Origin of the sequence: Salmonella sp. JXY0409-18 (assembly GCF_020268625.1) — a bacterium.
Lineage (GTDB): Bacteria > Pseudomonadota > Gammaproteobacteria > Enterobacterales > Enterobacteriaceae > Salmonella > Salmonella enterica.
In genome coordinates this window covers 4,297,280-4,311,538 of sequence record NZ_CP084216.1, presented here as the reverse complement: position 1 = coordinate 4,311,538, position 14,259 = coordinate 4,297,280, and the positions used below count along the sequence as shown (strand labels likewise).

The following is a 14,259-nucleotide window of genomic DNA, read 5'->3' as shown; positions in this document are numbered from 1 at the left end:
AGGGATTGCTCAGTGGATGTCCAGCTATTGATGATTTCTGATTTGTGATGCGCGGTCTGGACAGGGTGTTGTGACAGACGGTAGCATCCGTGGGCCGGTCCTGTGAGTTAATAGGGAATCCAGTGAAAATCTGGAGCTGACGCGCAGCGGTAAGGAAAGGTGAGATGAGAGCGTAAGCAGACACTGCCTCCGGCGGGAAGTCATCATTTCTGCTATCCAGCCAACGGATAACCCTCCAAGCCCGAAGACCTGCCGGCTAACGTCGCATCTGGTTTTTCATCATCGCGTACTATCGATGAAGCCTGCGGCATCCTTCTTATATTGTGGATGCTTTACAATGATTAAAAAAGCTACGCTGCTGACGGCGTTCTCCGTCACGGCCTTTTCCGCTTGGGCGCAGGACACTAGCCCGGATACCCTGGTTGTCACCGCCAACCGTTTTCAGCAGCCGCGCAGCGCGGTTCTGGCGCCCGTTACCATCGTGACGCGTCAGGATATTGAACGCTGGCAATCGACCTCCGTAAATGATGTTCTGCGCCGTTTGCCTGGCGTCGATATTGCGCAGAGCGGCGGCGCCGGACAAAACTCCTCCATTTTCATTCGCGGCACCAACTCCAGCCATGTACTGGTATTGATTGACGGCGTGCGTCTGAATTTAGCAGGCGTGAGCGGGTCCGCCGATCTCAGCCAGTTCCCGGTGTCGCTGGTACAGCGCATTGAATATATTCGCGGTCCGCGCTCCGCTATTTATGGTTCCGATGCTATCGGCGGCGTAGTGAATATCATTACGACGCGCGATAACCCAGGCACAGAATTAACCGCTGGGTGGGGAAGCAATAGCTACCAGAATTACGACATCTCGACGCAACAGCAACTTGGCGAAAACACGCGGGCGACGTTGATCGGCGATTACGAATACACCAAAGGGTTTGACGTGGTAGCGAAAGGCGGTACCGGGATGCAGGCGCAGCCTGACCGGGACGGCTTTTTGAGTAAAACGCTTTATGGCGCGTTAGAGCATACCTTTTCTGAGCGCTGGAGCGGATTCGTGCGTGGTTATGGCTACGATAACCGTACCGATTACGACGCCTATTACTCGCCGGGCTCGCCGCTGATTGATACACGCAAACTTTATAGCCAAAGCTGGGACGCCGGGCTGCGCTTTAATGGCGAACGTATTCAGTCTCAGCTGGTTTCAAGCTATAGCCACAGTAAAGATTACAACTATGATCCGCACTATGGCCGGTATGATACCTCCGCCACGCTGGATGAGATGAAACAGTACAATGTTCAATGGACCAACAGTGTGGTCGTGGGGCACGGTAATGTTGGGGCGGGCGTAGACTGGCAGAAACAGACTACCACGCCAGGTACCGGCTATGTGCCCGAGGGATATGACCAGCGTAATACTGGGGTTTACCTGACAGGATTACAACAATTGGGTGACTTCACTCTGGAAGCGGCGGCGCGCAGTGATGACAACTCCCAGTTTGGTCGTCATGGTACATGGCAAACCAGCGCGGGATGGGAGTTTATAGAAGGTTATCGCTTTATTGCCTCCTACGGAACCTCCTACAAAGCGCCTAATTTGGGCCAACTGTATGGTTATTATGGTAATCCGAACCTGAATCCTGAAAAGAGTAAACAGTGGGAAGGCGCATTTGAAGGGCTAACCGCTGGCGTCAGCTGGCGTATTTCAGGTTATCGTAACGATATTAATGACATGATCGATTATGACGATCATCTGCAAAAATATTACAACGAAGGCAAGGCGCGCATTAAAGGTATTGAGGCGACGGCGAATTTCGATACCGGACCGTTAACGCATACGGTCAGTTATGATTACGTTGATGCGCGTAATGCGATTACTGATACGCCATTACCCCGGCGTTCCAAACAGATGGCAAAATATCAACTTGACTGGGACGTTTACGATTTTGACTGGGGGGTGACATATCAATACCTTGGTTCCCGCTATGATTCGGACTACTCCGCTTACCCATACCGGACAGTAAAAATGGGCGGCGTCAGTTTATGGGATCTTACGGTTGCATATCCGGTCACCTCACATCTGACAGTTCGTGGTAAAATAGCCAACCTGTTCGACAAAGATTACGAGACAGTTTATGGCTACCAAACTGCAGGACGAGAATACACCTTGTCTGGCAGCTACACCTTCTGAACCACGTCCCACCGTGCTGGTATTTGATTCCGGCGTCGGTGGATTGTCGGTCTATGATGAGATTCGGCGGCTCCTGCCGGATCTCCACTATATATATGCTTTCGATAACGTGGCTTTCCCCTACGGGGAAAAGAGCGAAACGTTTATCGTCGAGCGCGTTGTCGAGATTGTGACTGCGGTACAGCAGCGCTATCCCCTTTCACTGGCGGTGATTGCTTGCAATACCGCCAGTACGGTCTCACTTCCCGCATTACGTGAAAAGTTTGCCTTCCCGGTAGTGGGCGTTGTGCCTGCGATTAAACCAGCGGCGCGGCTGACCGCCAATGGCGTCGTCGGGCTACTGGCGACGAGAGCGACGGTCAAACGTCCTTATACTCACGAGCTGATTGCGCGCTTCGCCAATGAATGTCAGATAGCGATGTTGGGGTCGGCAGAACTGGTGGAACTGGCGGAAGCTAAATTACATGGCGACTCGGTCTCGCTGGAAGAGCTGCGCCGCATATTACGCCCATGGCTACGAATGCCGGAGCCGCCTGATACGGTCGTTCTGGGGTGTACGCATTTCCCTCTATTACGGGACGAGCTTTTGCAAGTCCTGCCCGAAGGGACGCGGTTAGTGGATTCCGGCGCGGCGATAGCGCGTCGTACAGCCTGGCTGTTGGAACATGAAGCGCCGGATGCAAAATCAACCGATGCCAATATTGCTTATTGCATGGCAATGACGCCAGGAGCTGAACAATTATTACCCGTTTTACAGCGTCATGGCTTTGAAACGCTCGAAAAACTGGCGGTTTAATGGCGTTTTGGGTAAATACCAGGCACTTGAGAAATTATTTTAAATTTCCTCTTGTCAGGCAGAAATAACTCCCTATAATGCGCCACCACTGACACGGAACAACGGCACACAGGCCGCCGGGTCAGCGGGGTTCAGACCAGAACCTCACGGAGAAAAGCGAAAATAAACGCTTGACTCTGAAGCGGGAAAGCGTAATATGCACACCCCGCGCCGCTGAGAAAAAGCGAAGCGGCACTGCTCTTTAACAATTTATCAGACAATCTGTGTGGGCACTCGAAGATACGGATTCTTGACGTCGCAAGACGAAAATGAATACCAAGTCTCAAGAGTGAACACGTAATTCATTACGAAGTTTAATTCTTTGAGCATCAAACTTTTAAATTGAAGAGTTTGATCATGGCTCAGATTGAACGCTGGCGGCAGGCCTAACACATGCAAGTCGAACGGTAACAGGAAGCAGCTTGCTGCTTCGCTGACGAGTGGCGGACGGGTGAGTAATGTCTGGGAAACTGCCTGATGGAGGGGGATAACTACTGGAAACGGTGGCTAATACCGCATAACGTCGCAAGACCAAAGAGGGGGACCTTCGGGCCTCTTGCCATCAGATGTGCCCAGATGGGATTAGCTTGTTGGTGAGGTAACGGCTCACCAAGGCGACGATCCCTAGCTGGTCTGAGAGGATGACCAGCCACACTGGAACTGAGACACGGTCCAGACTCCTACGGGAGGCAGCAGTGGGGAATATTGCACAATGGGCGCAAGCCTGATGCAGCCATGCCGCGTGTATGAAGAAGGCCTTCGGGTTGTAAAGTACTTTCAGCGGGGAGGAAGGTGTTGTGGTTAATAACCGCAGCAATTGACGTTACCCGCAGAAGAAGCACCGGCTAACTCCGTGCCAGCAGCCGCGGTAATACGGAGGGTGCAAGCGTTAATCGGAATTACTGGGCGTAAAGCGCACGCAGGCGGTCTGTCAAGTCGGATGTGAAATCCCCGGGCTCAACCTGGGAACTGCATTCGAAACTGGCAGGCTTGAGTCTTGTAGAGGGGGGTAGAATTCCAGGTGTAGCGGTGAAATGCGTAGAGATCTGGAGGAATACCGGTGGCGAAGGCGGCCCCCTGGACAAAGACTGACGCTCAGGTGCGAAAGCGTGGGGAGCAAACAGGATTAGATACCCTGGTAGTCCACGCCGTAAACGATGTCTACTTGGAGGTTGTGCCCTTGAGGCGTGGCTTCCGGAGCTAACGCGTTAAGTAGACCGCCTGGGGAGTACGGCCGCAAGGTTAAAACTCAAATGAATTGACGGGGGCCCGCACAAGCGGTGGAGCATGTGGTTTAATTCGATGCAACGCGAAGAACCTTACCTGGTCTTGACATCCACAGAACTTTCCAGAGATGGATTGGTGCCTTCGGGAACTGTGAGACAGGTGCTGCATGGCTGTCGTCAGCTCGTGTTGTGAAATGTTGGGTTAAGTCCCGCAACGAGCGCAACCCTTATCCTTTGTTGCCAGCGGTTAGGCCGGGAACTCAAAGGAGACTGCCAGTGATAAACTGGAGGAAGGTGGGGATGACGTCAAGTCATCATGGCCCTTACGACCAGGGCTACACACGTGCTACAATGGCGCATACAAAGAGAAGCGACCTCGCGAGAGCAAGCGGACCTCATAAAGTGCGTCGTAGTCCGGATTGGAGTCTGCAACTCGACTCCATGAAGTCGGAATCGCTAGTAATCGTGGATCAGAATGCCACGGTGAATACGTTCCCGGGCCTTGTACACACCGCCCGTCACACCATGGGAGTGGGTTGCAAAAGAAGTAGGTAGCTTAACCTTCGGGAGGGCGCTTACCACTTTGTGATTCATGACTGGGGTGAAGTCGTAACAAGGTAACCGTAGGGGAACCTGCGGTTGGATCACCTCCTTACCTTAAAGAAGCGTACTTTGCAGTGCTCACACAGATTGTCTGATGAAAAACGAGCAGTAAAACCTCTACAGGCTTGTAGCTCAGGTGGTTAGAGCGCACCCCTGATAAGGGTGAGGTCGGTGGTTCAAGTCCACTCAGGCCTACCAAATTTTCCCTGAATACTGCGTTGTGAAATAACTCACATACTGATGTATGCTTCGTTATTCCACGCCTTGTCTCAGGAAAAATTATCGGTAAAGAGGTTCTGACTACACGATGGGGCTATAGCTCAGCTGGGAGAGCGCCTGCTTTGCACGCAGGAGGTCTGCGGTTCGATCCCGCATAGCTCCACCATCTCGTGAGTGTTTACGAAAAAATACTTCAGAGTGTACCTGAAAGGGTTCACTGCGAAGTTTTGCTCTTTAAAAATCTGGATCAAGCTGAAAATTGAAACACAGAACAACGAAAGTTGTTCGTGAGTCTCTCAAATTTTCGCAACACGATGATGAATCACAAGAAACATCTTCGGGTTGTGAGGTTAAGCGACTAAGCGTACACGGTGGATGCCCTGGCAGTCAGAGGCGATGAAGGACGTGCTAATCTGCGATAAGCGCCGGTAAGGTGATATGAACCGTTATAACCGGCGATTTCCGAATGGGGAAACCCAGTGTGACTCGTCACACTATCATTAACTGAATCCATAGGTTAATGAGGCGAACCGGGGGAACTGAAACATCTAAGTACCCCGAGGAAAAGAAATCAACCGAGATTCCCCCAGTAGCGGCGAGCGAACGGGGAGGAGCCCAGAGCCTGAATCAGCATGTGTGTTAGTGGAAGCGTCTGGAAAGGCGCGCGATACAGGGTGACAGCCCCGTACACAAAAGCGCATGTGCTGTGAGCTCGATGAGTAGGGCGGGACACGTGGTATCCTGTCTGAATATGGGGGGACCATCCTCCAAGGCTAAATACTCCTGACTGACCGATAGTGAACCAGTACCGTGAGGGAAAGGCGAAAAGAACCCCGGCGAGGGGAGTGAAAAAGAACCTGAAACCGTGTACGTACAAGCAGTGGGAGCCCCACCACTAAGCCAGTGGTGAACTCCACATACGCATCCTTTGCTGAGGATACGGTTAACGGAGCGAAAGCGACGTTCAACCTCAAAAGAAGCAGAGGGGGCTTAGTGGTGGGGTGACTGCGTACCTTTTGTATAATGGGTCAGCGACTTATATTCTGTAGCAAGGTTAACCGAATAGGGGAGCCGGAGGGAAACCGAGTCTTAACCGGGCGTTAAGTTGCAGGGTATAGACCCGAAACCCGGTGATCTAGCCATGGGCAGGTTGAAGGTTGGGTAACACTAACTGGAGGACCGAACCGACTAATGTTGAAAAATTAGCGGATGACCTGTGGCTGGGGGTGAAAGGCCAATCAAACCGGGAGATAGCTGGTTCTCCCCGAAAGCTATTTAGGTAGCGCCTCGTGAATTCATCTCCGGGGGTAGAGCACTGTTTCGGCTAGGGGGCCATCCCGGCTTACCAACCCGATGCAAACTGCGAATACCGGAGAATGTTATCACGGGAGACACACGGCGGGTGCTAACGTCCGTCGTGAAGAGGGAAACAACCCAGACCGCCAGCTAAGGTCCCAAAGTCATGGTTAAGTGGGAAACGATGTGGGAAGGCCCAGACAGCCAGGATGTTGGCTTAGAAGCAGCCATCATTTAAAGAAAGCGTAATAGCTCACTGGTCGAGTCGGCCTGCGCGGAAGATGTAACGGGGCTAAACCATGCACCGAAGCTGCGGCAGCGACGCTGATGCGTTGTTGGGTAGGGGAGCGTTCTGTAAGCCTGCGAAGGTGGCCTGTGAGGGTTGCTGGAGGTATCAGAAGTGCGAATGCTGACATAAGTAACGATAAAGCGGGTGAAAAGCCCGCTCGCCGGAAGACCAAGGGTTCCTGTCCAACGTTAATCGGGGCAGGGTGAGTCGACCCCTAAGGCGAGGCCGAAAGGCGTAGTCGATGGGAAACGGGTTAATATTCCCGTACTTGGTGTTACTGCGAAGGGGGGACGGAGAAGGCTATGTTGGCCGGGCGACGGTTGTCCCGGTTTAAGCGTGTAGGTGTGTGTTCCAGGTAAATCCGGTTCACTTTAACACTGAGGCGTGATGACGAGGCACTACGGTGCTGAAGCAACAAATGCCCTGCTTCCAGGAAAAGCCTCTAAGCATCAGGTAACATCAAATCGTACCCCAAACCGACACAGGTGGTCAGGTAGAGAATACCAAGGCGCTTGAGAGAACTCGGGTGAAGGAACTAGGCAAAATGGTGCCGTAACTTCGGGAGAAGGCACGCTGACACGTAGGTGAAGTGATTTACTCATGGAGCTGAAGTCAGTCGAAGATACCAGCTGGCTGCAACTGTTTATTAAAAACACAGCACTGTGCAAACACGAAAGTGGACGTATACGGTGTGACGCCTGCCCGGTGCCGGAAGGTTAATTGATGGGGTCAGCGCAAGCGAAGCTCCTGATCGAAGCCCCGGTAAACGGCGGCCGTAACTATAACGGTCCTAAGGTAGCGAAATTCCTTGTCGGGTAAGTTCCGACCTGCACGAATGGCGTAATGATGGCCAGGCTGTCTCCACCCGAGACTCAGTGAAATTGAACTCGCTGTGAAGATGCAGTGTACCCGCGGCAAGACGGAAAGACCCCGTGAACCTTTACTATAGCTTGACACTGAACATTGAGCCTTGATGTGTAGGATAGGTGGGAGGCTTTGAAGTGTGGACGCCAGTCTGCATGGAGCCGGCCTTGAAATACCACCCTTTAATGTTTGATGTTCTAACGTGGACCCGTGATCCGGGTTGCGGACAGTGTCTGGTGGGTAGTTTGACTGGGGCGGTCTCCTCCTAAAGAGTAACGGAGGAGCACGAAGGTTGGCTAATCCTGGTCGGACATCAGGAGGTTAGTGCAATGGCATAAGCCAGCTTGACTGCGAGCGTGACGGCGCGAGCAGGTGCGAAAGCAGGTCATAGTGATCCGGTGGTTCTGAATGGAAGGGCCATCGCTCAACGGATAAAAGGTACTCCGGGGATAACAGGCTGATACCGCCCAAGAGTTCATATCGACGGCGGTGTTTGGCACCTCGATGTCGGCTCATCACATCCTGGGGCTGAAGTAGGTCCCAAGGGTATGGCTGTTCGCCATTTAAAGTGGTACGCGAGCTGGGTTTAGAACGTCGTGAGACAGTTCGGTCCCTATCTGCCGTGGGCGCTGGAGAACTGAGGGGGGCTGCTCCTAGTACGAGAGGACCGGAGTGGACGCATCACTGGTGTTCGGGTTGTCATGCCAATGGCACTGCCCGGTAGCTAAATGCGGAAGAGATAAGTGCTGAAAGCATCTAAGCACGAAACTTGCCCCGAGATGAGTTCTCCCTGAGACTTAGAGTCTCCTGAAGGAACGTTGAAGACGACGACGTTGATAGGCCGGGTGTGTAAGCGCAGCGATGCGTTGAGCTAACCGGTACTAATGAACCGTGAGGCTTAACCTTACAACGCCGAAGATGTTTTGGCGGTTGAGAGATGATTTTCAGCACTGATTCCGGATTTTCGGGAACGAAAGATAAAAGATTCGTTTCCGGCAACAGAATTTGCCTGGCGGCACTAGCGCGGTGGTCCCACCTGACCCCATGCCGAACTCAGAAGTGAAACGCCGTAGCGCCGATGGTAGTGTGGGGTCTCCCCATGCGAGAGTAGGGAACTGCCAGGCATCAAATAAAACGAAGGGCCCTGTCGGAAGACAGGGCCTTTTGTTTTATCTGTAGTCTGCCGGTGAGCACTCGTTGCGCAGCAACGGCCCGTAGGGTGGCGGGCAGGACGCCCGCCATAAACTGCCAGGCATCAAATTAGTGAAGAAGCCCGTCCGTCAGGACGGGCTTTTTTGCGTGTGTGGTAACTGTAAAAATGCAGGCCTGATAAGCGCAGCGCCATCAGGCAACCTGCACCGCCGGATGGCAGCTTCGCCTTATCCGGCCTACGGCATCGACACAATGCCTGTGTATACCGCCTTATTCCGTCGACATAACCGCAAGCCTTCCCTACATAGATGCGGTAAACTAAGCCTGATTTTGCATCAGGAAAGCAGCCATGACCCACTCCCTAAAACCCTGGAATACCTTCGGCATTGATCATTGTGCAAAGCACATCGTATGCGCTGAAAACGAACAACAACTACTGAGCGCCTGGCAGCAAGCAACTCGTGAGGGACTGCCGGTTATGATCCTGGGTGAAGGAAGCAATGTCCTGTTTCTGGAAAATTACGCCGGCACCGTGATCCTTAACCGCCTGAAAGGCATTGAGGTCAATGAAACCGCGGACGCCTGGCACCTACACGTCGGCGCAGGCGAAAACTGGCATCAGCTGGTTCGCTACGCGCTGGACAACAACATGCCCGGCCTGGAGAATCTGGCGCTCATCCCTGGCTGCGTTGGTTCCTCGCCTATACAGAATATTGGCGCGTATGGCGTAGAACTACAGCGCGTCTGCGACTATGTTGACTGCGTTGAACTGGAAACGGGAAAACGTCTGCGTTTGTCTGCGGCGGAATGCCGTTTCGGCTATCGTGACAGCATCTTCAAAAATGAATATCAGGATCGCGTTGCGATCGTCGCGGTGGGTCTGCGTTTATCAAAGCAATGGCAGCCGGTGTTGACCTATGGCGATCTTACTTGTCTGGACCCGAAAACGGTCACCGCGCAACAGGTGTTTGATGCTGTATGCCATATGCGCACCACAAAATTGCCGGATCCTAAAGTGAATGGCAATGCGGGCAGCTTTTTTAAAAATCCCGTTGTCGCAGCCGATATCGCTATGGAACTGTTAGAACGATTTCCCAACGCGCCGCATTACCCTCAGGCAGACGGCTCAGTGAAGCTGGCGGCAGGCTGGCTGATAGACCAATGTCAGTTGAAAGGCGTCGCCATTGGCGGCGCTGCGGTACATCGCCAACAGGCGCTGGTATTGATTAATGCGAATGATGCGACAAGTAAAGATGTGGTGGCGCTGGCGCATCATGTCCGGCAAAAAGTGGGTGAAAAATTTAATGTCTGGCTGGAGCCTGAGGTTCGCTTTATTGGTCGGTCCGGAGAGGTGAACGCTGTGGAGAGCATTGCATGAAAGATACTACCGTTCCCCTGACGCTAATCTCACTACTTGCCGACGGAGAGTTTCACTCAGGCGAGCAGTTGGGTGAACGGCTGGGAATGAGCCGCGCGGCGATTAATAAACATATCCAGACATTACGCGACTGGGGAGTAGATGTATTTACCGTTCCGGGGAAAGGATATAGCTTGCCGGAACCCATCCAGTTACTGGATGCTGACCGTATTCATAGCCAACTGGATAGCGGAAACGTGGCGGTATTGCCCGTTATCGATTCAACCAATCAGTATTTACTTGATCGAATTGGCGAGCTGCGCTCAGGCGATGCCTGTGTAGCAGAATACCAACAGGCAGGGCGTGGTCGTCGCGGGCGTAAATGGTTCTCACCGTTTGGCGCGAATCTATATCTTTCAATGTACTGGCGTCTGGAGCAGGGGCCTGCGGCGGCAATAGGCTTGAGTCTGGTCATTGGAATTGTGATGGCGGAAGTGCTGCGTGAACTGGGCGCTGATAAAGTTCGTGTGAAGTGGCCTAACGACCTCTACCTGCTGGATCGCAAACTGGCGGGTATTCTGGTCGAGTTAACCGGTAAAACGGGCGATGCCGCACAAATAGTGATTGGCGCTGGTATTAACATGGCAATGCGTCGTGTAGAAGAGGACGTGATAAATCAGGGATGGATCACGTTGCAGGAGGCCGGAATTACGCTCGACCGCAATATGCTGGCCGCAAAGCTGATTTATAAGCTACGTGCTGCGCTTGAGCTTTTTGAGCAAGAAGGTCTTTCTCCTTATCTTTCGCGCTGGAAAAAACTGGATAATTTTATTGATCGTCCGGTAAAACTAATTATTGGCGACAAAGAAATATTTGGTATTTCTCGCGGCATTGATACTCAGGGCGCATTATTGCTTGAACAGGATGGTGTGATTAAACCCTGGATGGGCGGAGAAATATCGCTGCGAAGCGCCGAATAGTAAAAAAGGGGAGTCGGTACTCCCCTTTTTTCTGTTATTTCCGCAATCTTACCTGTTCCACCGCATGGTTAGCGCTCTTGGTCATAATAAGGCTGGCACGTTCTCGCGTGGGTAAAATATTTTGTTTTAAATTCAACCAGTTAATTTCTTTCCAAAGCGAAGCTGCTGTATTAACAGCTTCTTCTTTAGATAATTTCGCATAATTGTGGAAATAAGAGTCAGGATCGGTAAACGCCCCTTCGCGGAATTTCAGGAAGCGATTGATATACCACGTCTGAAGAAGTTCTTCTGGCGCATCAACGTAAATAGAGAAATCAACGAAATCAGAGACAAATACATGGTGCGGATCGTGAGGATAATCCATACCGCTTTGTAAAACATTCAAACCTTCAAGAATCAATATATCAGGCTGAGCGACGGTTTTATCCCCTTCAGGAATAACATCGTAAATCAAATGAGAATAGACTGGCGCCGTCACGTTCGGTACGCCCGACTTGAGGTCAGAAACGAATTTCACCAGTCGGTGCATATCATACGATTCGGGGAACCCCTTTTTCTTCATTAACCCGCGTTCTTTCAACACCTGGTTTGGGTGGAGGAAGCCGTCTGTGGTAATCAATTCAACACGGCGGTGTTCCGGCCAGCGACTCAGCAACGCTTGCAGAACGCGTGCTGTCGTGCTTTTACCCACTGCGACGCTGCCCGCGATACTGATGATGTAAGGGATTCGCTGGCCGTTAGTGCCCAGAAACTGTTCCAGGACAGCCTGACGACGCAGATTTGAACTGATATAGAAATTTAGCAAACGGGAGAGGGGTAAATATATTTCTGCAACTTCTTCCAGCGATAAATCTTCATTAATGCCTTTTAACTGCGCGATCTCATCCTCGGTCAGGGTCATCGGCACAGAATCGCGAAGCGCAGCCCACTGGCTGCGATCAAACTGTAGGTAAGGCGTCATTAACGATTGCTCTTTTATACTCATAAGCATGTTTCTGGCTGCTATTGCTACATCAGTTCAGCGATGAACGAGGGCCATCCCTGACATGCAACGGCACGTCACATTTAAGTTAATTTGGACAATGGGCAGGAGGGTAACACCAGATGGGGAGGAATAATAAGAAAAAATCTCGCTATGAAAGCTATCCCTGAGAAGCAATGTGACGAATATACCAGATACAGAAGATTGCTTTCTATCGACGGAGCGTTGAAATGCCGCGTCGTATCCTGGTCAGACGGTCGGTAAAATGCCGAAAATTTATGCTCTCTTGTTTGAAATTAGAGCATTTTTGTCTCTTATAGAGCAAAATGTGAGCGATAGAACATTTTATGCAATTTTTTAGTTGCATGAGCACGCAGGTCTCCATAGAATGCGCGCTACTTGATGCCGACTTAGCTCAGTAGGTAGAGCAACTGACTTGTAATCAGTAGGTCACCAGTTCGATTCCGGTAGTCGGCACCATCAAGTCCGGTGGGGTTCCCGAGCGGCCAAAGGGAGCAGACTGTAAATCTGCCGTCACAGACTTCGAAGGTTCGAATCCTTCCCCCACCACCATTTTCGGCCGCGCGATGGCGCAGCCCGAGACGATAAGTTCGCTTACCGGCTCGAATAAAGAGAGTTTCTCTCGATATTCAGTGCAGAATGAAAATCAGGTAGCCGAGTTCCAGGATGCGGGCATCGTATAATGGCTATTACCTCAGCCTTCCAAGCTGATGATGCGGGTTCGATTCCCGCTGCCCGCTCCAAGATGTGCTGATATAGCTCAGTTGGTAGAGCGCACCCTTGGTAAGGGTGAGGTCGGCAGTTCGAATCTGCCTATCAGCACCACTTCTTTTCTCCTTCCTGTTTTTCTCTTCTGTTTATTAGCATTCAACAAGTCGGGCGTGTTGCCTGGTTGATGTGGTGATATCACCGATTTATCCGTGTCTTAGAGGGACAATCGATGTCTAAAGAAAAGTTTGAACGTACAAAACCGCACGTTAACGTCGGTACTATCGGCCACGTTGACCATGGTAAAACAACGCTGACCGCTGCCATTACTACCGTACTGGCTAAAACCTACGGCGGTGCCGCCCGCGCATTCGACCAGATCGATAACGCGCCGGAAGAAAAAGCGCGTGGTATCACCATCAACACTTCTCACGTTGAATACGATACCCCGACCCGCCACTACGCACACGTAGACTGCCCGGGGCACGCCGACTATGTTAAAAACATGATCACCGGTGCTGCGCAGATGGACGGCGCGATCCTGGTTGTTGCTGCGACTGACGGCCCGATGCCGCAGACTCGTGAGCACATCCTGCTGGGTCGTCAGGTAGGCGTTCCGTACATCATCGTGTTCCTGAACAAATGCGACATGGTTGATGACGAAGAGCTGCTGGAACTGGTTGAAATGGAAGTTCGTGAACTTCTGTCTCAGTACGACTTCCCGGGCGACGACACGCCGATCGTTCGTGGTTCTGCTCTGAAAGCGCTGGAAGGCGACGCAGAGTGGGAAGCGAAAATTATCGAACTGGCTGGCTTCCTGGATTCTTACATTCCGGAACCAGAGCGTGCGATTGACAAGCCGTTCCTGCTGCCGATCGAAGACGTATTCTCCATCTCCGGTCGTGGTACCGTTGTTACCGGTCGTGTAGAACGCGGTATCATCAAAGTGGGCGAAGAAGTTGAAATCGTTGGTATCAAAGAGACTCAGAAGTCTACCTGTACTGGCGTTGAAATGTTCCGTAAACTGCTGGACGAAGGCCGTGCCGGTGAGAACGTAGGTGTTCTGCTGCGTGGTATCAAACGTGAAGAAATCGAACGTGGTCAGGTACTGGCTAAGCCGGGCACCATCAAGCCGCACACCAAGTTCGAATCTGAAGTGTACATTCTGTCCAAAGATGAAGGCGGCCGTCATACTCCGTTCTTCAAAGGCTACCGTCCGCAGTTCTACTTCCGTACTACTGACGTGACTGGTACCATCGAACTGCCGGAAGGCGTAGAGATGGTAATGCCGGGCGACAACATCAAAATGGTTGTTACCCTGATCCACCCGATCGCGATGGACGACGGTCTGCGTTTCGCAATCCGTGAAGGCGGCCGTACCGTTGGCGCGGGCGTTGTTGCTAAAGTTCTCGGCTAATCGCTGATAACATTTGACGCAATGCGCAATAAAAGGGCATCATTTGATGCCCTTTTTGCACGCTTTCACACCAGAACCTGGCTCATCAGTGATTTTATTTGTCATAATCATTGCTGAGACAGGCTCTG

General features: G+C 51.9%; 7 protein-coding genes, 6 tRNA genes, 3 rRNA genes and 1 riboswitch. Of the genes, 14 read left to right on the top strand and 2 right to left on the bottom strand.

Translation table 11 applies throughout. The features are described from left to right. The first annotated feature begins 78 nt into the window (after positions 1–78). Positions 79–272: riboswitch (cobalamin riboswitch) on the top strand. Between the two features lie 65 nt (positions 273–337). From btuB to birA, 9 genes are all read left to right on the top strand, one after another. Beyond that, positions 338–2,182, top strand: a complete 1,845-nt coding sequence (gene btuB / locus LDB27_RS20920; protein ID WP_000591409.1) for a TonB-dependent vitamin B12 receptor BtuB — start codon at positions 338–340, stop codon at positions 2,180–2,182. Further along, entirely contained in the window at positions 2,127–2,978 is an 852-nt protein-coding gene (murI, locus tag LDB27_RS20915) for a glutamate racemase (protein WP_225519895.1), read from the top strand. The genes btuB and murI overlap by 56 nt, the downstream gene beginning before the upstream one ends. A gap of 378 nt (positions 2,979–3,356) precedes the next feature. Further along, positions 3,357–4,898 (top strand): 16S ribosomal RNA (locus LDB27_RS20910). A 69-nt stretch (positions 4,899–4,967) separates the two neighbouring features. Continuing rightward, a tRNA-Ile gene (locus LDB27_RS20905) sits at positions 4,968–5,044 on the top strand. A 111-nt stretch (positions 5,045–5,155) separates the two neighbouring features. Continuing rightward, positions 5,156–5,231 (top strand) — tRNA-Ala (locus LDB27_RS20900). Positions 5,232–5,413: 182 nt separating this feature from the next. After that, positions 5,414–8,420 (top strand): 23S ribosomal RNA (locus LDB27_RS20895). Positions 8,421–8,522: 102 nt separating this feature from the next. Beyond that, positions 8,523–8,638, top strand: a 5S ribosomal RNA gene (gene rrf / locus LDB27_RS20890). Together the 16S, 23S and 5S rRNA genes with 2 tRNA genes alongside form the textbook arrangement of a ribosomal RNA operon. Positions 8,639–9,015: 377 nt before the next feature. Then, entirely contained in the window at positions 9,016–10,044 is a 1,029-nt protein-coding gene (gene murB / locus LDB27_RS20885; RefSeq protein ID WP_000149794.1) for a UDP-N-acetylmuramate dehydrogenase, read from the top strand. Next, positions 10,041–11,003 (top strand): bifunctional biotin--[acetyl-CoA-carboxylase] ligase/biotin operon repressor BirA, encoded by a 963-nt coding sequence (gene birA, locus LDB27_RS20880; RefSeq protein WP_000655746.1) that lies wholly within the window; start codon positions 10,041–10,043, stop codon positions 11,001–11,003. The genes murB and birA overlap by 4 nt, the downstream gene beginning before the upstream one ends. A gap of 34 nt (positions 11,004–11,037) precedes the next feature. On the opposite strand, the gene coaA is transcribed toward birA, so the two are convergent. Further along, positions 11,038–11,988, bottom strand: coding sequence for a type I pantothenate kinase (gene coaA / locus LDB27_RS20875; protein WP_000023068.1), 951 nt, complete (start codon positions 11,986–11,988; stop codon positions 11,038–11,040). A 208-nt stretch (positions 11,989–12,196) separates the two neighbouring features. Further along, positions 12,197–12,370 (bottom strand): hypothetical protein, encoded by a 174-nt coding sequence (locus LDB27_RS20870; RefSeq protein WP_031615617.1) that lies wholly within the window; start codon positions 12,368–12,370, stop codon positions 12,197–12,199. A 19-nt stretch (positions 12,371–12,389) separates the two neighbouring features. Between LDB27_RS20870 and LDB27_RS20865 the strand changes: the two genes are divergently transcribed. The 5 genes from LDB27_RS20865 (at position 12,390) to tuf (ending at position 14,131) form a co-directional block, all read left to right on the top strand. Beyond that, a tRNA-Thr gene (locus tag LDB27_RS20865) sits at positions 12,390–12,465 on the top strand. Positions 12,466–12,473: 8 nt separating this feature from the next. Beyond that, a tRNA-Tyr gene (locus tag LDB27_RS20860) sits at positions 12,474–12,558 on the top strand. 116 nt (positions 12,559–12,674) lie between these two features. Next, positions 12,675–12,749, top strand: a tRNA-Gly gene (locus LDB27_RS20855). A 6-nt stretch (positions 12,750–12,755) separates the two neighbouring features. Next, positions 12,756–12,831 (top strand) — tRNA-Thr (locus LDB27_RS20850). A 115-nt stretch (positions 12,832–12,946) separates the two neighbouring features. Next, positions 12,947–14,131, top strand: a complete 1,185-nt coding sequence (gene tuf / locus LDB27_RS20845) for an elongation factor Tu (protein ID WP_000031748.1) — start codon at positions 12,947–12,949, stop codon at positions 14,129–14,131. Positions 14,132–14,259: the final 128 nt, after the last annotated feature.

Bases quoted from the DNA above. Each gene is read 5' to 3' on its own strand.
- murB (WP_000149794.1), top strand. From the start codon at position 9,016: ATGACCCACTCCCTAAAACCCTGGAATACCTTCGGCATTGATCATTGT.
- btuB (WP_000591409.1), top strand. From the start codon at position 338: ATGATTAAAAAAGCTACGCTGCTGACGGCGTTCTCCGTCACGGCCTTT.
- birA (WP_000655746.1), top strand. From the start codon at position 10,041: ATGAAAGATACTACCGTTCCCCTGACGCTAATCTCACTACTTGCCGAC.
- LDB27_RS20870 (WP_031615617.1), bottom strand. From the start codon at position 12,370: ATGGAGACCTGCGTGCTCATGCAACTAAAAAATTGCATAAAATGTTCT.
- tuf (WP_000031748.1), top strand. From the start codon at position 12,947: ATGTCTAAAGAAAAGTTTGAACGTACAAAACCGCACGTTAACGTCGGT.
- murI (WP_225519895.1), top strand. From the start codon at position 2,127: ATGGCTACCAAACTGCAGGACGAGAATACACCTTGTCTGGCAGCTACA.
- coaA (WP_000023068.1), bottom strand. From the start codon at position 11,988: ATGAGTATAAAAGAGCAATCGTTAATGACGCCTTACCTACAGTTTGAT.